This window comes from Pararobbsia alpina (genome assembly GCF_902859895.1).
Classification (GTDB): Bacteria; Pseudomonadota; Gammaproteobacteria; order Burkholderiales; family Burkholderiaceae; genus Pararobbsia; species Pararobbsia alpina.
Genome location: NZ_CADIKM010000028.1, coordinates 19,367 through 39,185 on the forward strand (window position 1 = coordinate 19,367; position 19,819 = coordinate 39,185).

16 protein-coding genes and 1 pseudogene are annotated in these 19,819 nt (G+C 63.7%); 11 read left to right on the top strand and 6 right to left on the bottom strand.

Annotated elements, in window-relative coordinates:
* Window positions 1-2: 2 nt before the first annotated feature.
* Both HV670_RS21455 and HV670_RS21460 read right to left on the bottom strand, forming a co-directional pair.
* Window positions 3-269 carry a DUF4148 domain-containing protein gene (locus tag HV670_RS21455; RefSeq protein WP_175106892.1) on the bottom strand — a complete coding sequence of 89 codons (267 nt, stop codon included), beginning with the start codon at window positions 267-269 and terminating at the stop codon, window positions 3-5.
* Window positions 270-446: 177 nt separating this feature from the next.
* Window positions 447-1,319, bottom strand: a complete 873-nt coding sequence (locus HV670_RS21460) for a LysR family transcriptional regulator (protein WP_175106893.1) — start codon at window positions 1,317-1,319, stop codon at window positions 447-449.
* Between the two features lie 97 nt (window positions 1,320-1,416).
* On the opposite strand from HV670_RS21460, the gene HV670_RS21465 reads away from it, so the two are divergent.
* The gene (locus HV670_RS21465; protein ID WP_175106894.1) at window positions 1,417-3,063 is read left to right on the top strand and encodes an MFS transporter; all 1,647 of its coding nucleotides are present in this window, start codon (window positions 1,417-1,419) and stop codon (window positions 3,061-3,063) included.
* A 141-nt stretch (window positions 3,064-3,204) separates the two neighbouring features.
* Here the strand turns inward: HV670_RS21465 and HV670_RS21470 are convergent, their stop codons facing one another.
* On the bottom strand, window positions 3,205-7,785 hold the full coding sequence (locus HV670_RS21470) for a DEAD/DEAH box helicase (RefSeq protein WP_175106895.1): 4,581 nt from the start codon (window positions 7,783-7,785) through the stop codon (window positions 3,205-3,207).
* A 169-nt stretch (window positions 7,786-7,954) separates the two neighbouring features.
* On the opposite strand from HV670_RS21470, the gene HV670_RS21475 reads away from it, so the two are divergent.
* From HV670_RS21475 to HV670_RS21515, 9 genes and pseudogenes are all read left to right on the top strand, one after another.
* Window positions 7,955-9,148, top strand: a complete 1,194-nt coding sequence (locus tag HV670_RS21475; RefSeq protein WP_175106896.1) for an MFS transporter — start codon at window positions 7,955-7,957, stop codon at window positions 9,146-9,148.
* Window positions 9,149-9,498: 350 nt separating this feature from the next.
* A complete protein-coding gene (locus HV670_RS21480) occupies window positions 9,499-9,708 on the top strand; it encodes a DnaJ family domain-containing protein (protein ID WP_175106897.1) in 210 nt (69 codons plus the stop codon).
* Window positions 9,709-9,755: 47 nt separating this feature from the next.
* Window positions 9,756-10,295, top strand: a complete 540-nt coding sequence (tadA, locus tag HV670_RS21485; RefSeq protein ID WP_175106942.1) for a tRNA adenosine(34) deaminase TadA — start codon at window positions 9,756-9,758, stop codon at window positions 10,293-10,295.
* A 58-nt stretch (window positions 10,296-10,353) separates the two neighbouring features.
* On the top strand, window positions 10,354-11,304 hold the full coding sequence (gene ldcA, locus HV670_RS21490; RefSeq protein ID WP_175106898.1) for a muramoyltetrapeptide carboxypeptidase: 951 nt from the start codon (window positions 10,354-10,356) through the stop codon (window positions 11,302-11,304).
* 231 nt (window positions 11,305-11,535) lie between these two features.
* Window positions 11,536-12,483 (top strand): annotated as a pseudogene (gene puuE / locus HV670_RS21495) (allantoinase PuuE); the annotation flags it as partial.
* 92 nt (window positions 12,484-12,575) lie between these two features.
* Window positions 12,576-13,097, top strand: coding sequence for a 2-oxo-4-hydroxy-4-carboxy-5-ureidoimidazoline decarboxylase (gene uraD / locus HV670_RS21500; protein WP_175106900.1), 522 nt, complete (start codon window positions 12,576-12,578; stop codon window positions 13,095-13,097).
* Window positions 13,098-13,106: 9 nt separating this feature from the next.
* Complete coding sequence (gene alc, locus HV670_RS21505; RefSeq protein ID WP_175106901.1) at window positions 13,107-14,117, top strand: allantoicase; 1,011 nt, start codon at window positions 13,107-13,109, stop codon at window positions 14,115-14,117.
* Window positions 14,118-14,149: 32 nt separating this feature from the next.
* Entirely contained in the window at window positions 14,150-14,662 is a 513-nt protein-coding gene (locus HV670_RS21510) for an ureidoglycolate lyase (protein WP_175106943.1), read from the top strand.
* A 38-nt stretch (window positions 14,663-14,700) separates the two neighbouring features.
* A complete protein-coding gene (locus HV670_RS21515) occupies window positions 14,701-15,528 on the top strand; it encodes a PipA/GogA/GtgA family type III secretion system effector (RefSeq protein ID WP_175106902.1) in 828 nt (275 codons plus the stop codon).
* Here the strand turns inward: HV670_RS21515 and HV670_RS21520 are convergent.
* Together HV670_RS21520 and uraH are read right to left on the bottom strand one after the other, a co-directional pair.
* Window positions 15,506-16,699: a urate hydroxylase PuuD gene (locus HV670_RS21520; RefSeq protein ID WP_175106903.1), complete on the bottom strand. Its 1,194-nt coding sequence runs from the start codon at window positions 16,697-16,699 to the stop codon at window positions 15,506-15,508. The genes HV670_RS21515 and HV670_RS21520 overlap by 23 nt on opposite strands.
* Before the next feature lie 19 nt (window positions 16,700-16,718).
* Window positions 16,719-17,072 carry a hydroxyisourate hydrolase gene (gene uraH, locus HV670_RS21525; protein ID WP_175106904.1) on the bottom strand — a complete coding sequence of 118 codons (354 nt, stop codon included), beginning with the start codon at window positions 17,070-17,072 and terminating at the stop codon, window positions 16,719-16,721.
* A gap of 231 nt (window positions 17,073-17,303) precedes the next feature.
* Here uraH and HV670_RS21530 point away from each other — a divergent pair, with 231 nt between their 5' ends.
* Entirely contained in the window at window positions 17,304-18,695 is a 1,392-nt protein-coding gene (locus HV670_RS21530; protein ID WP_175106905.1) for an 8-oxoguanine deaminase, read from the top strand.
* 13 nt (window positions 18,696-18,708) lie between these two features.
* On the opposite strand, the gene HV670_RS21535 is transcribed toward HV670_RS21530, so the two are convergent.
* Window positions 18,709-19,650: a LysR substrate-binding domain-containing protein gene (locus HV670_RS21535; RefSeq protein ID WP_175106906.1), complete on the bottom strand. Its 942-nt coding sequence runs from the start codon at window positions 19,648-19,650 to the stop codon at window positions 18,709-18,711.
* Window positions 19,651-19,819 lie beyond the last annotated feature (169 nt).

The window sequence follows — 19,819 nt, forward strand, 5'->3', positions numbered from 1 at the left end:
GATCAACCGTTGCTTTGTTGCAGCCATTGCTGCGGTTCGTTGGACTTGCCGAACTGGGCTTGGTACACGGCGCGATTGCGCGCAATTTGCGCCGCGCTCGGCGGGTAGTCGACATTGTTGGTCGGGATCGTGCCATTACGCTCGGCTTGCACGAGTTGGGCGCGTACTTGGGCGCGGGTCAGTCCGGTCGAGGGCGAGGTGTCGGCCATGGCGGTCGATGCGAGGGCAGAGATCAAGACAGCGAAGCTGGCGATAGCGAGGGTTTTCATGATGTGCTCCAGGGCGTTTCAATAGGCGTTCGTCAGAATGTCTGGCGGTTACGGCAGTCATTTCAGACTGTGGCGCCATAGTGAGCGTCGGGCCGGTACGGAAAGCTGACATGCACATGACATTTTGTTCATGTAAGCGCGTGTCTGTCTGTTTCATCTTTTCACGATGTGAACCCGCTACGACCGCTTCGCATTCCGAACAAACGCACGAATCGCGGGCGCGCGTTCATGCCGGCGAAAGACAAGCGCGACTTCAGAAACGATCGGCTTCCCGCTGATCGGCCGGAATTCGACACCGGGCAGGTCGACACAGTCGGCAAGGGCACTCGGCACGACCGCGACGGCGCCTCCCAAGGACACACATGCGAGGACTGCTGCAAGCGTTCCTGGCCTTTGCCCGAGCTTCGGTGAAAAACGTCCACGGCGGCCGACTTCCAATGTGCCGGATTCCTGCTCGGGCAGCACGAAAGTTGCGTCGTGCAATTGATGCGGTGATACCGACGCCGATGCGATCAGTGCCGAATCGATCGGCAGCGCGAGAATGAATGTGTCGCGGTGGACGGTGACCGCCTGCACATGTTCCGGAAAGTGCATGGGCGGCCGAACATAGGCGACGTCGATCTTGCCGTTGCCCAGCAGTTCGGCAACCTGATCCATGACGATCTCGCGTGCGTTGACTTCGATGCGGGGATGTTCACGTCGATACTGGCGGACAGTTTCCTGCAACACGCCTGTATAGGCCGCGGACGCCACATAGCCGACCTCGATGCGCCCAAGTTCGCCCCGTTCTGCCGCTCGCGCGATTTCCTCCCCCTGCGCAAGATGATCAAGCGCGGCAAGCGCGGCTACGAGATAGGCTTCGCCGGCGGCGGTGAGCGCGACCGAACGCTTGGTGCGCAGAAAAAGGCGAAACCCGAGCAGACGCTCCGCTTCCTGGATCTGTCGCGTCAGAGAGGGCGGCGCGATGCCAAGTTCTTCTGCTGCCTTTGAGAAATGCAGATGCCTCGCCACGCTGACAAAGCACCGGATATGCCGTAGTTCGAGCTGCATGGTGTTGACGAATTTGCTAATTATTAAGTCATTCTATGTCAATGACTGTGAATAGCGATCCCGCTACTATCGAGCATCTCTTTTTTCTCTACCCATCATGTCGCAGGCTTCCGGTTCGGCGTTGCATCGCGATCCGCGTGACGTCGATGCCTCTTCATCCCACAAGGATGCATCGAGCGAGGTCCAGTCCGATTCGCCCGTACTGGGTCGTGCGGCTGCGCGTTTCCTGTTGGGTACGGCATCGGCCACGTGCGCGCTGATCACACTGGACACCAACGTTGTCGCGGTTTCGCTGCCGTCGATCGCACGAACGTTTCATGTCGGCTTCGCCGATGTGGAGTGGGTCGTCAGCGCCTACATGGTGGCCTTTGCATCGTGCCTTCTGCCGGCGGGCGGCCTGGCCGATCGCTTCGGCCGAAAGAAGATGCTGCTCGCCGGCCTTGCCGTGTTTTTCCTTGCCTCGCTCGGGTGCGGGCTGGCGCCCTCCGCGTCGATCCTGAATATCGCGCGTGCGATCAAGGGCGTCGGCGCGGCCATGTTGCTGACGTCGGCGCTGGCGGTCATTGCCAACACGTTTCGCGATGGCGCGCAGCGCGCGAGGGCATGGGCGATATGGGGCATGTGCATGGGTCTGTCGACGACCATCGCGCCGCTTATCGGCGGGGCGATCACACAATGGTTCGGATGGCGGTGGATTTTCCTGCTCAATTTGCCTATCTGCGCGGTCCTCGCGTGGTGCGTGTGGCGGTCGATTCGCGAGTCGCGCGACCCCGAGGCCGGGCCGATCGACGTGATCGGCAGCGCATTGTTCGGCCTGGCGCTTGCGCTCGGCATCTGGGCGTTGATTGCCACGCAGTCGGACGGCTGGCACAGCTGGATGACCCGGGGCCGGTTTGCGGCCTGCGTCGCACTGTTGCTTGCCTTTATCCAGGTTGAACGGACCCGTCATCACGCGATGATCGAGCTGTCGTTGTTTCGGCAACCGCGCTTTGTGGCCGCGGTATTGGCGATGTTCGGCTATGCCGCGTGTGCGCAAGTGATGATGACGTTCCTGCCGCTCTTTTTGCAAAATGCGTTCGGGCTGTCTGCCATCGCCGCGGGCATGGGCATGCTGCCGTTTGCGCTTGCGATGATCGTTGGGCCCTCTATCGGCGCGATGCTGTCGACGCGGTTCTCGAGTGCCGCACTGCTCTCGATCGGCTTGTCCGTCATCGGCTTGGGCAATCTCCTCACGGCGTTCGTCGCGGGTGACGCTCACTACTGGCTCGTCGCCATTGGGATGGCCGTGACGGGTTGTGGAGCAGGTGTGCTGAATGGCGACACACAAAAGGCGATCATGGCCGGCGTGCCCGCCAATCGAACGGGGATGGCGTCCGGCATCAGTACCACGACCCGGTTCACCGCGATCGTGACTTCGGTCGGTGTACTTGGTGCAGTGCTGGCCGCGCGGACTCAGAGCGCGCTCGGGGTGAATCTGGCGGGCAAACCCGCCGCGGCGAGTCATGTGGATGGTAATTTCATGTCGCGCGTGCTGGCCGGTGATCTTGCCCATGCGACCGCTCAGTTGACACCCGCGACGAAAGATCTGCTGGCTGGCGCCGCGAGATCGAGCTTCGCAAGCGGCTTCTCATCGGCGCTTTGTGTCGCGGGTGTTCTCGCGATGGCGATCGCAACGGCGGTCTGGCTGCTTTCGAGCCGTGCGGTACAACACAGCGCGCCGGTCCCTTTTCGGACGACGCCTTAGTCTTGTTCCCCACCATCGCCTTGGTCGGGATGTGCTGCAAAGATACGGTACTTGTCGAAATGTGTAGTAAGTTTGCTTTGTTAACCTGCATCGATACGCGCATTGGGCAGTCGCCTCACCGGGTCCGGCTCAACGCGAGGCTTAGCGTCGTCCGGTGAGGGCCGCACGCATCGGCTCCCGATCGGCGGCTTCGAGATCGACGAGATAGTCCGGTTTACCGGCGATCATCGTGGCGACGGGTACGCCGTCGCGGAAGAGCACGCGGTTGCCTGTGAGCGCCGGGACTTTTTCACCCGGCAGCAGGGTGCCTGAAAGATTGAGTGGATCGACACCCGAGATGCAGACGAGCGCGCCGTCCACCGGGCGCCGGCGTACTTCGCGCAGCAAGGGGATCGCCTCGGGCAGTGCGAACTGCTCACCCGCGAGGCCGGCGACGAAGCGCCCGCCACGGATATCCCCGCGGGCTTCGAGACGATGGAACACCGGAAGCAGTTCACGCCATGACGGGAGCCACGCGGCTTCGCGTTCAAGCAGGCGCCAGAATACGACGCCGTAGCGGCGCAGCAGGACCAGGGCGATATGCTCGAGTGCTTCCGGATCGGTGCGCGGCTTTCTGCCGGCCACGATCGGTGTGCGCCGGCTGTGTGTCGCGACGATGTCGCCACTTGCCGCAGGCATTGGACTCGTACTCGCATCGCCGCTGACGCCGACACTCGCATTGCCGTTGCCACGACGCACGAGCGACCAGCGCCCGGCCTCGTCCATTCCCGATGGCGACGATGCACTGCGCCGCCTGCGCTTGGCAAGCTTCGCGCGTTTGGCGGCCGGTAACAGCAGCGCGCGCAGTCCCGCGAAGCTGTCGGCATTGACGAGGCCCGTCGAGACGAGTTCGCCCACGGCCTCTTCGAGTTCGATCGGCAGCAGGCGGGTTTCGCTGAGCAGTTCGTCGAAGAACATCGCGCCGTTGCGCAGCAGCGCCGCATGCACACGCTCGGCGCGTGCGGACATCTCCGGCGGCCCGTCGAAATCGGGCAGGGCATTCCAGAGGCCCAGGTCGCGGCGTGGCAGCAGCACGATGGGCGTGGTTCGCACAGGGCCGCCCGCCGCGCGGACCGGCGCCGCGATTCGGCTCCAGACGATCTTGCCCGCGCGGCACAGTTCGTCGAGCCATGGTTCGAAATAGTCGCTGACCCGCGCGGGCAGCAGATCGGTTTCCCATGCGCTCGCCGCTGCCTCGAATCCCTCCAGCTGGGCGACGATCTCAGGTAAGGCGTCACGTCCTCGCCGCCGTGCGTCGGGAGCGAGGTGTTGCCAGTCGAACAGGAAACGCATGAAGTCCTGCCGCTCAACGGGCTCGATTTCACGCCGCAGGCGCTTGATCGTGTAACGATGGATGCGGGCCAGCAGATGTCGTTCGCACCATTGCTCGGAATCGGCGTCCGGCGTGAAGCGGCCGCGCATCACGTAGCCTTCGGTCTCGAGCTTGGTCAGGGCGGTGGCCACGGCGCCGAGCGGCAGGCCGAGCGCACCGGCGATCGTCGCGAGCGGCTGCGGGCCGAAGCCGGTCAGACGGGCGCGTACGATCTCGACGATTGCGTCGTCCCGGTTCCACGGCTCGCGGTCGTTTTCGGGGGCTTCCAGCACTGGTGCCAAATCGGCTGGCCCGTACGCGGCCTGCAGGCAAGCGAGCCGTTCGAGCGGAACCCACAAGGTCCTGAGCGTTCCATCGTTTGAAGAGGGAGAAAGTGAATGAGCACCGGCATCGGTACCCGCACCCGCATTCGGACCTGCACCTGCACCCGGAGCCGGCGTCTGTGTACCCGTTCCGGTTTCAATTCCCCCCGTTCCCACGCCTGAGATGGCACTGGCGGATGATCGAATCGTCATCCGCGTGGCCCGACCGCGCCGGGCGAGCGAAGCTAGCCAATCCTGCCAGCCTTCCTGTGCACTCGCTTCGTCCAGCGTCACGCAGGCGAGGCTCATCAGCGCTTCGTACATCTCGTCGGCATCTCGCACGCGCGGCCAGGCCTCCTCGCTGACACTCGCGATCGCGTCGAGATCGAGCGCGCTGAGATCGTCGGCCGAAGCAGGATCGGTCCATCTGCGATTGATCACAGCCTGCGTGCGGCGCTCCTCGAGCGGCGCGTCGTCGAGGTACGCGTACGGACGTGCGTTCAGGATTTCCATCGCGAGCGGCGAAGGGGCGGGCAGGTCGCGGGCCACCAGTTTCAATTGTCCTCGTTCGATGCGACGGAGCACGGCGAGCCAGCCGTCGCTATCCATCGCTTCATGGAGGCAGTCGTCGACTGTCTGGTCGACGATCGGATGGCTGGGCCACTCGCGCTCGCCGACGACGTTTTCCAGGCAGGCGGCCTGGTCGGGAAAGACCGCCGCGAGCAGATCGTCGCTTTTCATACGCTGGATCTGGGGGGCGACCTTGCGTCCACCGGCGTAGCGCGGCAACGCAAGGGAGGTCGTCGCATTCCAGCGCCAGCGCACATTGAACAGCGGCGCATCGAGCAGCGCCTGGACCAGCAAATGTTCGGCATTGCTCGAACGCAGATAACGCCAAACCTCATCGAGCACGAAACTATGGCTCGTCGACAGCGAGAGGACGATCGCGTCCTCGGTTGCCGCGGCCTGCAATTCGAAATTGAACGTGCGACAGAACCGCTTGCGCAGCGCGAGGCCCCATGCGCGATTGATCCGGCTGCCGAACGGCGAATGGATCACGAGCTGCATGCCGCCCGACTCGTCGAAGAAACGCTCCATCGCGAGCGTGTCCTGAGTCGGCAGCGCTCCCAGCGCGGCGCGTGCCCGCGCCAAATATTCGACGATCTGGCGCGCCGCACCGTCGTCGATGCCGACTTCGTCAACAAGCCAGTCAATTGCAGCATTCAGGACGTGTCCGTCCAAAGGCTTCCCGACGAGCCGCTCCTCGATGTTCGCGCGTAAGCGCGCCACGCCTGCGGAGAGCTCATCGCTGCGGCCCGGCGCCTCACCGAGCCAGAACGGAATATTGGGCGCGGCACCGTGCGCATCCTCGACGCGCACCCGGCCGGTCTCGATCCGGAGGAGGCGATAGGAGGTATTGCCAAGCTGAAATACATCGCCCGCGAGGCTCTCCACCGCGAAGTCCTCGTTGACCGTGCCGATCGGATGGCCCTGCGGCTCGAGCAACACCGTGTAGTCCGCATTGTCGGGAATCGTGCCGCCCGATGTCACAGCGGTCAGCTTGCTGCCACGCCGGCCGCGCAATGTCTTCTCGACCGTGTCACGGTGAAGATATGCGCCTCGTACGCCGTTGCGGCTCGTATAGCCATCGGCCAACATCCTGAGGATCGCGTCGTAGCGCGCGCGTTCGAGCCCGGCATACGGCTCGGCATGGCGTACGAGGTCGAACAGCGCGTCCTCGTGCCATTCGCGGCATGCGACTTCGGCGACGATCTGCTGGGCGAGCACATCGAGCGGCGCACGCGGAATGCGCAGCAAGTCAAGCTCGTCGCGCCTCACGCAGTCGAGCAGGGCCGCGCATTCGATCAGATCGTCCCGCGAAGTTGGAAACAGACGTCCCTTGGGCATGCCGCCGACATGGTGGCCCGAGCGGCCTACCCGTTGCAGGAAAGCCGCGATGCTACGCGGTGAGCCGACCTGGCAGACCAGGTCGACATCGCCGATGTCGATGCCGAGTTCGAGCGAAGCGGTGGCGATCAGCACGCGCAATTCCCCGCGCTTCAGGCGTTGTTCCGCATCGAGCCGGTATTCCTTGGCGAGACTGCCATGGTGCGCGGCGACCGCCTCATTGCCGAGCCGGTCGGCCAGATGCCGGGCAGCCCGCTCGGCCATGCGCCGGGTATTGACGAAGATGAGGGTAGTGCGATGCATACCCGCGAGCTCGGCCATCCGGTCGTAGACGCGCTCCCATACGTCGTTGGCCATGACCGCTTCGAGCGGCACGGGTGGCAGTTCGATCGCGAGATCCCGCGCACGGATATGGCCGACATCGACGATCGCACAATCGCTGGTGTTTGGGCCGCCGACCAGGAAGCGTGCCACTGCCTCGAGGGGCTTCTGGGTCGCTGACAGACCGATACGTGTCGGGCGTCGCGGGCACAGCGCATCGAGACGTTCGAGACTGAGCGCGAGGTGGCTGCCTCGCTTGCTGCCGGCTACCGCGTGGATTTCATCGACGATCACCGTGCGCACGTTTGTCAGCATGGTGCGGCCGCTGTCCGAGCACAGCAGCACGTACAGGGATTCGGGTGTCGTAACGAGGATGTGCGGCGCGTGCTTGCGCATCGCCTGTCGTTCCTGCTGGGTCGTGTCGCCTGTGCGGACCGCCACGCGGATTCCCGGGTCGGGCAGACCCATGCGCGCAAGTTCCCGCGCGATGCCCTCGAGCGGGACCTGGAGATTGACCCGGATGTCGTTCGAGAGAGCCTTGAGCGGAGACACATAGACGACCGTGGTCGTATCGGGCAGGGCACCCCCATGCGCGATGCCTTCGCGGACCAGCGTGTCGATCGCGGCCAGAAAAGCGGTGAGCGTCTTGCCCGAACCGGTCGGCGCGGCGACCAGCGTCGAGCGGCCACTGCGAATCAGCGGCCACGCGCGCTGTTGAGCCTCGGTCGCATGGTCGAAGGCGCCGTGGAACCAGGAGGCGACGGCCGGGTGAAAATCGTCCCGGACATCGACATCGATATCGGAGCAGGCGGTAGTCATGCAAAAGGATATGGCGACAAGGGCGTGGACGACAAGCCGGTTCGAGATCGATGATTCTTAAAGGTAAAACCTACCGTCGTCGCCTGCCAAATCCCTTGTCGAAGTATTGTCATTCCCGATATTGCCGCCTGCCTCTGTTCCCATAGCGGACTTGGAACCTTGGCAAATCATGATGACTCAGCAGCGGCAGGTGACTTTTCAATTGATCCCGTTCACGGCGGCCAGTTTTCTCGGCTTCCTCGCGATCGGGATTCCGCTGCCGGTCCTGTCTTTCTATGTGCAGGATAGGCTCGGCTTCAGCCCCTTCATGGTCGGCATCATTATCGGGTTGCAGTCGCTCGCGACCTTGCTGACCCGGCGATATGCGGGGCGCCTTTGCGATACCGCCGGACCGAAGAGGACCACGATGTTCGGCTTCGCCTGCGCCTCGGCGGCCGGTGCACTCTATCTCGCGTCGGTCGCCTGCGCGGACCATCGCGAATTCGCGCTCGCGGTGCTGGCGGCGGGCCGGCTCGTGCTCGGGCTCGGCGAGAGTCTTTTCATTACGGCGCTCGCATCCTGGAGCATCGCGCGTGTCGGTACCCAGCACGCTGGCCGTGCGATGGCATGGTCCGGCATCTCGATGTACAGCGCGGTCGCGCTCGGCGCGCCGGTGGGTCTCGCGATCGAGCATCTGGGCGGCTTTGTCTGGGTGGCCGCGTGCGCGGTGCTCACGCCCTGCATCGGCGCGCTACTCGCGGCACGCTGGGCCGATGCGGCGGTCGCGACGGCTGCCGCGAGCGCTTCGTTCGTGCGAGTGCTCCAAAAAATCTGGGCTCCCGGCCTGAGCCTCGCGCTCGCGTCCTCGGGTGTCGGCACCATCAGTGCCTTCCTGAGCCTGCGCTATCGCATCGACCACTGGGCCGGTGCCGGGCTAGCCCTGACGGGCTTCGGATTTGCCTATATCGTCATGCGTCTGTTGTTCGGCGGATTGCCCGACCGGCTGGGCGGCTTTCGCACGGGCGCGATTTCCTTGTTTGTCGAGGCCGCCGGATTGTTTCTGATCGCACAGGCATCGACGCCGGCCTTTGCCCTGGCCGGTGCGACGCTGACCGGTGTCGGGTATTCGCTGGTATTTCCCTCGCTCGGCGTCGAAGCGCTCCGGCGCGTGCCGGGAGAGAATCGTGGCATCGCGCTCAGCGCATACTTGGCGTGCTTCGATCTTGGCGTCGCGATGGCCGGTCCGAGTGCGGGCGTCGTCGCGCACAGGTATGGAATGTCCGCTGCTTTCATCGCAGCGTCGATCGCCGCCTTGCTCGGGCTGAGTCTCGTATGCTCCGATCGTCTGCTGCTCAGGCCGCGCACGATGGAGACGATTTGTTGATGAGAGCCATGACGCGCGACACGAGGCTCGTGCGCGGTCCAGCGACGAGCTTGCTGGGATGAGAGTGAGAGTGCAGGATCGCACGCTTGCTGCCGAGCGCGCTGGAAATGATTTGGCCATCCTCATGAAAAGGGATCTTAGCCGTGTTTCTTAGGCGATCCTAATTCTGCCCAGGGTGGCGCACCGTGCGCTATCAAACGTTTGCACACATGACAAGTCGATGAGGAAGCTCTCTTTATTCGATTCGGCAGGAGGTCCACATCCTGTGCGAGAATAGCGCCGTTGCGTTCGAATTGGGTTCCGGGCACCACTCCGGAACTTCGAAGGCAGGACTACGGGGTGGAAAATCTGTGAAGCTTCTTGACGCGCTGATTGAACAACGGATCGAGGCCGCCATTGCGCGAGGCGATTTCGACGGATCGCTAGAAGCGGCGGTCCAGTCCGTGTTCGGCGGCCCCCAGCCGCTGTCGAGTTCCCAGGAACATTGCAGTGTGATCACCGAGCGCATTGCCCTGCGCGTGCAGCAACGCAGGGGCGCGATGGCGCACGGCGACGTGTGAGTCCGGATGCACCGCGGGATCCGCCGGATTCCGAATTGTCCCAATATATGGTCGATCCTGAGGTTGATCCGCGCGATGCCGCATTGATGCGCGTTGCGCTCGATGCGGCCGATCAGGCGCGGGCCGCCGGCGAAGTGCCGGTCGGCGCCGTTGTTGTGCTCGACGGCAAGGTCATCGCGAGCGGATTCAATCATCCGATCGGCGCTCATGACCCCTCCGCTCATGCCGAAATGGTGGCCTTGCGCGCCGCCGCGCAGGCACTCGGCAACTACCGCATGCCCGGCTGCGAACTCTTTGTCACGCTTGAACCTTGCCTGATGTGCGCGGGGGTGATCATGCATTCGCGGATCTCGCGGGTGGTCTATGGCGCGCGCGATCCAAAGACGGGGGCATGCGGCAGCGTCGTCGACGCGTTCGCCGAAGCGCGGCTGAACCACCATGCGAGCGTGGCCGGCGGCGTGCTCGAGACCGAGTGTGCGTCGCTGCTCAAGCGATTCTTCGCCGAGCGCCGCGAGGCCGCCCGGAATGAGCGCGCGGCACGGACGGCGAGTGCCTCCCAGGCGATGACCGCGCCGCTCAAAACCTGACACCCCCTCAAACCCGAAACCGCGTCCGCCAACGGACGCGCCGACCGGAGACTCTTGCATGCGCCCGGAAGCCGCCCTCGATATCGAATTGCTCGCACCGTCGGGCTACCCGCAGGACAGGGGCGCGGTCGAACGCGGCATCGCCCGGCTGCGCGATGCGGGCTGCACGGTACGCGGTATCGAAGCGGCGCAACGGCGTTTCCAGCGCTTCGCCGGCACGGACGAGGAGCGCGTCGCCGATTTGAACCGGCTTGCCGATCCCGCGCATCCTTTACCCGATATCGCGCTCTGCGTGCGCGGCGGCTACGGTGCGAGCCGGATTCTCGACCGACTCGATTATGCGGGCCTGCGGCGGCGCCTTGCCGGGACATCGACCATGCTGGTCGGACACAGCGACTTCACGGCAATCCAGCTCGCCTTGCTTGCAAGGGCGGGCCTCGTGAGCTTCGGCGGCCCGATGCTTGCGGGAAATTTCGGCGCGACAGACGCGACATTCAGCAAGTTCACGCTGGAGAACTTCTGGAGAGCGGTACGCGATGAGACGCTGAGCATTGCTTCATCGACGCCGCAGGAACACGCCCTCGATATCAGCGGCACATTGTGGGGGGGCAATCTCGCAATGGTGGCCGCGCTCGCCGGTACCCCCTATATGCCTTCGGTCGACGGCGGCATCCTGTTCGTGGAGGATATCGCCGAGCGGCCATTCCGGGTCGAGCGCATGCTGTATCAGCTTCATCAGGCCGGCATTCTTCAGCGTCAGCAGGCGCTTGTCTTCGGCGATTTCTCGCAAGGCGAGCCGGTCGACTATGACAACGGCTTCAGCATGGCCGATGTGGCCGCACAGATCCGCGTGGCGACCGGCATCCCCATATTGACCGGCCTGCAATTCGGCCATTGCGGCGACACGCTGACCTTGCCGGTCGGTGCACCCGCCCATCTGCGCAGCGGCGCGGACGGCTTTGTACTGACAGTCGGCGGCTATCCGCACGCGGGCGGAGGGGCACGCTGACGGGCGTGCACTGATTCAGCTGAATCAACCGGATCAGCTGATTCAGCCGGATCAGCAGCCCATGGACCGCTCGTGGGCATCCCATGGGCTGCTCACGAGCCGCATGCCTTCCCACCATACCTGTGCAGTGACGGCCACTATCTCTGTCGTCATATGGGCGCACTCGGGCGATTTCGCTACACTTCTTCGCATGCCTCGGCTCGGCCGTGGCTTACCCGAGACTTCCATACGATGCCTTTCGACAAGCTCTATCCGCGTGACCTGATCGGCTACGGCCGTCATCCCGTCCAGGCGAACTGGCCGGGCAAGGCCCGCATTGCCGTGCAGTTCGTCCTGAACTACGAAGAGGGCGGCGAGAACTGCGTGCTGCACGGCGATCCGGCCTCCGAGCAGTTCCTGTCGGAGATTGTCGGCGCCGCGGCCTATCCGGCACGCCACATGAGCATGGAGTCGATCTACGAATACGGCTCGCGCGCGGGCGTCTGGCGCATCCTGCGCGAGTTCGAGAAGCGCGGTCTGCCCCTGACGGTGTTTGGCGTAGCGACGGCGCTCGAACGTCATCCCGAGGTCGCCCACGCCTTTGTCGAGGCCGGCCATGAGATCGCATGCCACGGCTGGAAATGGATTCACTACCAGGATCTCAATCCCGCCGTCGAAGCGGAACACATGCGACTCGGCATGGCAACCATCGAGCGGGTGACGGGGGTCCGGCCGCTCGGCTGGTACACCGGCCGTGACAGTCCGAACACCGCGCGTCTCGTCGCCGAATATGGCGGCTTCACGTACCAGTCCGACTACTATGGAGACGACCTCCCGTTCTGGAGCGAGGTCGAAATCACCGGAGGGGAACGCCGTCCTCAGCTGGTCGTACCGTACACACTCGATACGAACGACATGCGATTCGCGACGCCGCAGGGCTTCAATACGGCGGACCATTTCTTCACCTATCTGCGCGACGCATTCGACGTGCTCTATGAAGAGGGCGCGACCGCGCCGAAGATGCTGTCGATTGGCATGCACTGCCGGCTGCTTGGCCGCCCGGGACGCATTCGCGCATTGCAGCGCTTTCTCGACTATCTCGAAAAGCATGATCACGTGTGGATCACCCGGCGTATCGATATCGCGAATCACTGGGTTCAGGAGCATCCGTACCGAGCGGGCGAGGCTGCCAGCGTAGCGGGCGCCGCGCGCCCAGGGAGCGCGGCGCAGGGGGCCGGTACGGCAGGTTCTCCGGGTACGGCGGCGGGTGCGTCGCTTGGCAGGAGCGCCGGATGAAACCCGTTCAATATGATTTACAGGCACTCGGTGCGTTCTCGCGCGACGCGTTCGTCTCGACTTTGGGCGGCATTTTCGAGCATTCACCCTGGGTCGCCGAGGGCGCATGGGAGCGCCGCCCATTCGCGGATATCGACGCGCTCCATCGCGCGATGTGTGAAGCCGTCGAGGCGGCCGATCCCTCATTGCAACTCGCATTGATCGACGCCCACCCGGAACTTGCAGGCAAGGCCGCGATACGCGGCGAGCTCACGACCGAATCGACGCGCGAACAAAGCGGCGCAGGCCTCGATCAATGCTCGCCCAAGGAGTTCGCCGAACTCCAGGCGCTCAATCGCGAGTATCGCGATGCCTTTGGTTTTCCGTTCATTCTCGCCGTGCGCGGCTATGACCGCGCCGGGATCATCGAACAAATGCGCCGCCGCGTGCGGCATGATCGCGCAAGCGAACTTCGCGAGAGCCTCGCGCAGATCTACCGGATCGCGCGCTTCCGGCTCGACGACCTGATTACTCACTGAGGATCCCAGATGGCTTTGCCCACGCTTGACCCCAACGCCCCCGAGTTCGTGCACCGCTATGTGAATCTCGCCGATCCGCGCCTCGGCGCGCAGGCGCTCGCGACAAGCGACGAGTTCTTTGCGCCCATGGCGCGCATGCTGAACCCGGAACCGGCTGTGTTCATCGTGGGCAAGTACGACGACCACGGCAAATGGATGGACGGCTGGGAATCGCGGCGCAAACGCGCGGCGGGCCACGACTGGTGCGTGATCAAGCTCGCGCGCGCGGGCGTGATCAAAGGCATCGATATCGACACAAGCCATTTCACCGGCAACTATCCGCCCGCGGCCTCGATCGAAGCCTGTCGTCTCGAACAGGGTTCGCCGGACGCGCAGACCGAATGGACCGAAATCGTCGCATCGAGGTCCTTGCAGGGCAATAGTCATCACTATGTCGACGTCGCGGCGAGCGAGGCTTATACGCACCTGCGCATCAATATCTATCCCGATGGCGGGATCGCGCGGCTGCGCGTTTATGGGCAGCCGCTGGTCGACTGGGCCGGCGCCGATCGCACCGCGCTGATCGACCTTGCTGCGATGGAGCATGGCGCCTATGTCGTCGGTACGAACAACCAGCACTTCGGCCTTGCCTCGACCCTGTTGATGCCGGGCCGCGGCGTCAATATGGGCGATGGTTGGGAGACGCGCCGCCGCCGCGAACCGGGCAATGACTGGTGCATCGTTGCACTCGCGCATCCGGGCACGCTGCGCAAGGTCGAAGTCGATACCGCGCACTTCAAGGGCAATTTCCCGGACCGCTGTTCGCTGCAGGCCGCCTTCATGACGGGCGGCACCGATAGTTCACTGATCACGCAATCGATGTTCTGGCAGACCTTGCTGCCTGAACAGCCCCTGCAGATGGACCATGTCCATACGTACGAAAAGGAACTCGCGGCGCTCGGTCCCGTGAGCCATGTGCGCTTCAACATCTTCCCGGACGGCGGGGTATCCCGCCTGCGCTTGTTCGGCACGATCTCATGACGACTATTCCATCGAGCACACCAGGCACGACGATGCGGACCCTGAAGGTCGAGCCCCTCACACGCGAAGCCTTTGCGGCATTCGGTGAAGTGATCGAGCTGGACGGCGCCCGGCACTATCCGATCAATCTCGGCACGACGGAGCGATACCACGATCTGGCCAACGTGGATACCGCCGACGCGGGCGGTCGCACGCTGATCAGCGTATTCAGGGGGCAGCCGCGGACCTTGCCATTCGAGATCACGATGATGGAGCGGCATCCGCTCGGCAGCCAGGCTTTTATTCCGGTGCATGAGCGGCCCTACCTGGTTGTCGTCGCCCCCGCGGGCGATCTCGATCCCGAACGGTTGCGTGCGTTCGTGACACGTGGCTGGCAGGGCGTCAATCTCGCCAAGGGAGTCTGGCACCATCCCTTGATTGCTTGCGGAGAAGTCAGTGACTTCGTCGTGGTCGATCGCGGGGGCAGCGGTACGAATCTGGACGAACAGACATTGCCGGTTTCCTACTGGCTTGCGGCCGATGCGCTGACAGACACGTCAAGCTGATTGATGCAAGCTCGATCTAGCCTTTAAGGGAGATCGAGATGGATCGCATCCAGGCAGCAGCAGGAGGTCGCGTGCCGTTACCGCGTATGCCAGTACCGCGTATGCCGGCACCATCGGGTGCAAGCGGGCATGTCGACCACGGAATGGTCGGTACGATCATTGCCGCGGAGCACGCTTTGACGCAGAGGTTTCCGGATCTTCAGCCGCAGATGGATAACCCATCGTTCGAGCGGCTTTGTTACGACGTGTTCGCGACCGATTCCAGCGAGCGTTTTACGCCCGCGGAGATGCTCCATCTTTTCATCGAGGGACCCGGCTCGATGGACCCCGAACGCGATATCCAGAGCGAGGCATTCGGCCGGGTCCTCGGCTATCTCGATCAGGTCCTTGCATTGGCGTACGAGTTCAGTCCGACCTTCCGAAGGCTGTTCAACTACGCAGCCGATATGCATTTGCACGAGTCACGCTGGTATCTTGCCGCCGACGAAGCGTTCGGGGCGACGGCCACGGCGCAACAGCGCGAAGGGGCTGGCCATCGCTCGGTGATCGCATTGAACAGCGACCCATTCGAGGCAGGCGGGGATCACGACGTCTATGCCTGTGCTGAAGGCATCCATCCCTTTTCGGGAATGCGTTCATACATGCATGAAATCATTCATGCGCTGACCGGGCTTACCGACAATGAAGCCCTCCATCCGCGCGGGCCGGTCGTCGAATACGAGAACCTCGTCATGAAGGAGCTTGGGGATGGCTCCCCGGCACGGATTGCGTACGCGGCCCCCGTACCGCCGCAGCCCGGTACGGAGGAGGTCAATTTCTCGTCGATCGATTTTGGCGATGCGTTCAGCGCTGCGCCCCCGTCATGAACCATTGCCCGAGCTTTGCGCGCTCTTCGTCGGTAATGTGTGTGACATTGCCGAGCGGCATCGACTTGAGTTGCACGGCCTGCTGATAGATTCGCGGGGCGTTCAATGCGATCGCGTCGGCACTGTCGAGCAGGACGCCGGCTGGCGCGCTGCCCATCATGGTCGGATGAGCTGCATGGCATTGCGCGCAACGTTGCGTGATGATCGGCTCGATATCGACCAGTTTCGGTGCGCTGCTACCGGCCGGGACGGCCGCCACCGCGACGGTCTTCGGCAGGGTCCAGGCAAATGCGCCGAGAAGCAGAACGATGCCGATCAGCGGCAGATACCAGAGCACCCGGCCACGATGCCGCATCACGAAGAATTGCCGGATCAGCGCGCCCGCGAGCATGATCAGTGCGAGCACCGCCCAGTTGTAAGGGTGCGTATAGGTGATCGCATAGTGGTTGGACAGCATCGCGAACACGACCGGCAGCGTCACATAGGTGTTGTGGACCGAGCGCTGCTTACCGCGTTTGCCGTAGATCGGGTTGGGCGATTCGCCGCGCAGCATCGCGTCGACCATCTTGCGCTGGCCCGGGATGATCACCATGACCACATTGGCTGACATCATGGTCGCGAGCATCGCGCCGATGATCAGGTAAGCGGCACGACCCGCAAATACATGGCACGCGACATAGCTCGCGAACAGCACATAGAGTCCGACACAGACGCCGAGCAGCGTATCGCGATTGCCCAGCAGCCGGCAAAGCGAGTCATAGACGATCCAGCCGACCACCAGAAAGCCGAGCACCGAAGAGACCGCGACCACCGGCCCCATGTCGAGCACATTGCGGTCGATCAGATAAGTGTTCGGACTCGACAGGTAGACGATCGTGAGCAGCGCGAATCCGCTGATCCATGTCGTGTAGGCAGGCCACTTCGACCAGTGCAGTTTCTCCGGCATGTTCGGCGGCGCGACCGTGTACTTCTGCATATGATAGAAGCCGCCGCCGTGGACATGCCAGAACTCGCCGAAGACGCCCTTGGGCATCTGTGACGGGTCGCGCGCGGGGCGCAGGCCGTTGTCGAGCGCGACGAAATAGAACGACTCGCCGATCCAGGCGATCGCGACGATGACGTGGAACCAGCGGGCAAGCAGGCCCAGCCAGTCTGTGACAAATCCTTCCATGATTCAGTTTTCCCCGGTTTCAACTGCCGCGATAAGTGCTGTAGCTCCACGGCGACACGAGTAGTGGCACGTGGTAGTGCGCTTCGGCATCGGCAATGCCGAAGCGCAGGACGACCTCGTCGACGAAGGCGGGGTCCGGCAATGCGATGCCGCTTGCCGCGAAATAGGCCCCCGCCTGGAACACCAGTTCGTAGCGACCGGTCTTGAACGCCTCACCCTCGAGCAGAGGGGCATTGCAGCGTCCGTCGCTGTTCGTCGTCGTGCTGACGAGCCGCGTGCGCTCGTTCCCGTTCAGGCGAAAGAGTTCGACGAGAATGCCTCCACCTGGCTTGCCTTGAGCGGTGTCGAGTACGTGGGTGGTCAGTTTTCCCATTGCCTGTCCTTGAGCCTGTTGCGGAGTCGATTCATCCTGCGCCGACGATGCGACGTGCGGCCATTGTATGAACGAACCCTATTGGGTGCGCATGAGATCGCGAAAATAATACGGGCGACATACTGGTGGATCGTGACATGGCCAGACCGGAATGGCGACTATGTCGTCCGGCCGATTGCGGCAATCCCCAGGCTTCGGTACGGTAGCGGCTGGATCAACGAAGAGGCTGCCATGGCGACCCCAACGACCGCGGGCACGAACGACCGCAAACCCCGCACCCTGCTGGTCAGGAACGCGGCCCTGCTCGCGACGATGGACGCCGCGCGCCGCGAGATCCGCGGCGGGGGGCTCTATATCGAGGACAACCGGATCGTCGCGGTCGGACCGAGCGCCGAGCTTCCTTCAGAAGCCGACGAGATCATCGATCTCAGCGGCCACGTGTTGATTCCGGGGCTCGTCAATACGCACCACCATATGTACCAGAGCCTGACACGGGTACTCCCGGCCGCGCAGGATGCCGAGCTGTTCGGCTGGCTGACGAACCTCTATGGCGTATGGTCGAGGCTCACGCCGGAAATGGTCGAAGTATCGACACAGACCGCGATGGCCGAGTTGCTGATGTCGGGTTGCACGACCTCGAGCGATCACCTGTATATCTATCCGAATGGCTGCCGCCTCGACCATAGCATCGAGGCTGCCGCACGCATCGGCATGCGCTTTCATGCGACGCGCGGCAGCATGAGCATCGGCCAGAGCGGCGGCGGCTTGCCGCCCGATTCCGTGGTGGAACGCGAGGACGCGATTCTCGCGGATACGCGCCGCGTGATCGAGGCGTACCACGACGATGGCCGCTACGCGATGCTGCGGGTCGCTGTCGGCCCCTGTTCGCCGTTCACGGTGAGCCAGGCCTTGATGCGCGAATCGGCGGCGCTCGCGCGCAGCTATGGAGTGAGGCTCCATACGCACCTGGCCGAAAACGTCAACGACGTAGCTTACAGCCGGGAGAAATTCGGCATGTCGCCCGCCGAGTATGCGGAAGACACGGGCTGGATCGGCGACGACGTCTGGCATGCGCATTGTGTTCATCTCGACGACGCGGGCATCGGGCTGTTCGCGCGTACCGGTACGGGAGTCGCGCACTGTCCGTGCTCGAACATGCGGCTTGCTTCGGGCATCGCGCCGGTGCGGCGCATGCGCGATGCAGGGGTGCCGGTCGGGCTTGGGGTCGACGGGTCGGCGTCCAACGACGGTGCGCAGATGGTCGGTGAAATGCGTCAGGCGATGCTGCTCCAGCGCGTCGGGTTCGGCCCCGATGCGATGAATGCGCGCGAGGCGCTCGAGATCGCGACGCTGGGCGGGGCGCGCGTGCTGGGTCGTGACGACATCGGCGCGCTCGCGCCCGGCATGGCCGCGGATTTTGCCGCTTTCGACCTGCGCGGGCTCGCCTTCGCCGGCGCTTTGCATGACCCGCTCGCGGCGCTCGTGTTCTGTGCGAGTGCGCCGGCCGCATGGACCGTGGTCGACGGCAAGGTCGTGGTGCGGGAAGGGCGCCTCGAGACCGTCGAACTCGAGCCGCTCGTCGAGCGGCACAACCGTCTCGCACACGCGTTGGTGGCGGGCTAGGCGTGTGTTGCGTTCAGAGTGTCGGGGCGGTCTCGCTGAGGCCGCGCATCGTATCGCTGACGAGCCCGCGCAGCCAGCGGACTTCGTCTGAATAGTGGCACCGCTCGTGCCAGAGTTGGTAGTACTGCATGGGCGGAAAGTCGAGCGGTGCCGGCAGGACACTCAACGGCAGCATTTTCGCGTAGTGCTCGGCGAAAACTCGCGTGGTCGTGAAAAGCAGATCCGAGCGGGCAAGCACATAGGGCGCGACGTTGAAGTAGGGCAGTGTGACGACGACATTGCGCTTGAGCCGTTCGCGTGCAAGATGCACATCGATCGCACCCCGTTGGCCGACCGAATAGGGCGTGGGGGCCAGGTGAGGCGCACTCAGGTATTGCTCGAGCGTCAGCGCGCCGCGCCGCGCGAGCGGATGCGTGTTGCTCATCAGGCAGACGATCTCGTCGACGAACAGGTTCGACAGATGAAGCTGTTCCGGCGGTTCGGGCCAGTTGCCGATGACAATGTCGAGCTTGCCCTCCTCGAGCGCGAGCTCGTAGTCGAACGAAGGCCCAAGCGAGTGAAACTCGAGTGTCGCGGCAGGGGCGGCTTCGCGAAAGCGTTCGACGACACTCGGTACGAACAGCGCATTCAGGTAATCGGGGCAGCCGATCCGGAACGCGCGGATCGAGGTTGTCGGATCGAAGTCGTGCTGCTGGAAGCGGATGCGCTCGATTTCACGCAGCGCGTTCTGCACCGGCTCGAGCAGGCGCAGCCCGTATTCGGTCGGCACCATGCCGGACTTTCCGCGCACGAGCAGGGGGTCGCCCGTGATATCGCGCAGCCGACGCAAGGCAGCGCTGATGGCCGGTTGAGACTGGTTCAACTTGACGGCGGCGCGCGTGACGCTGCGCTCCATCAACAGGGTGTTCATGACGCGCAGCAAATACGTGTCGATTGCTTCGCGCTGCTGGCTCATCGGGTTCTCCGCATGCTTCGGGTTTATACGCGCTGGCTGATGTGTGTGGGGTGTAACTATATTGCTTCTAATATGCCGAAAAATTGCCGTCAAGCGCGGACAGGGCTTTGTGGAGCTATCGGCCTTCGCTGTCTCATCGGCACCGAAGCTCGACGGGCCGGGATTTTAA

What these genes read in the sequence shown, in the direction of transcription:
- HV670_RS21455 (WP_175106892.1), bottom strand. Translation starts at nt 269, where the DNA reads ATGAAAACCCTCGCTATCGCCAGCTTCGCTGTCTTGATCTCTGCCCTC.
- HV670_RS21460 (WP_175106893.1), bottom strand. Translation starts at nt 1,319, where the DNA reads ATGCAGCTCGAACTACGGCATATCCGGTGCTTTGTCAGCGTGGCGAGG.
- HV670_RS21465 (WP_175106894.1), top strand. Translation starts at nt 1,417, where the DNA reads ATGTCGCAGGCTTCCGGTTCGGCGTTGCATCGCGATCCGCGTGACGTC.
- HV670_RS21470 (WP_175106895.1), bottom strand. Translation starts at nt 7,785, where the DNA reads ATGACTACCGCCTGCTCCGATATCGATGTCGATGTCCGGGACGATTTT.
- HV670_RS21475 (WP_175106896.1), top strand. Translation starts at nt 7,955, where the DNA reads ATGATGACTCAGCAGCGGCAGGTGACTTTTCAATTGATCCCGTTCACG.
- tadA (WP_175106942.1), top strand. Translation starts at nt 9,756, where the DNA reads ATGGTCGATCCTGAGGTTGATCCGCGCGATGCCGCATTGATGCGCGTT.
- ldcA (WP_175106898.1), top strand. Translation starts at nt 10,354, where the DNA reads ATGCGCCCGGAAGCCGCCCTCGATATCGAATTGCTCGCACCGTCGGGC.
- uraD (WP_175106900.1), top strand. Translation starts at nt 12,576, where the DNA reads ATGAAACCCGTTCAATATGATTTACAGGCACTCGGTGCGTTCTCGCGC.
- alc (WP_175106901.1), top strand. Translation starts at nt 13,107, where the DNA reads ATGGCTTTGCCCACGCTTGACCCCAACGCCCCCGAGTTCGTGCACCGC.
- HV670_RS21510 (WP_175106943.1), top strand. Translation starts at nt 14,150, where the DNA reads ATGCGGACCCTGAAGGTCGAGCCCCTCACACGCGAAGCCTTTGCGGCA.
- HV670_RS21515 (WP_175106902.1), top strand. Translation starts at nt 14,701, where the DNA reads ATGGATCGCATCCAGGCAGCAGCAGGAGGTCGCGTGCCGTTACCGCGT.
- HV670_RS21520 (WP_175106903.1), bottom strand. Translation starts at nt 16,699, where the DNA reads ATGGAAGGATTTGTCACAGACTGGCTGGGCCTGCTTGCCCGCTGGTTC.
- uraH (WP_175106904.1), bottom strand. Translation starts at nt 17,072, where the DNA reads ATGGGAAAACTGACCACCCACGTACTCGACACCGCTCAAGGCAAGCCA.
- HV670_RS21530 (WP_175106905.1), top strand. Translation starts at nt 17,304, where the DNA reads ATGGCGACCCCAACGACCGCGGGCACGAACGACCGCAAACCCCGCACC.
- HV670_RS21535 (WP_175106906.1), bottom strand. Translation starts at nt 19,650, where the DNA reads ATGAGCCAGCAGCGCGAAGCAATCGACACGTATTTGCTGCGCGTCATG.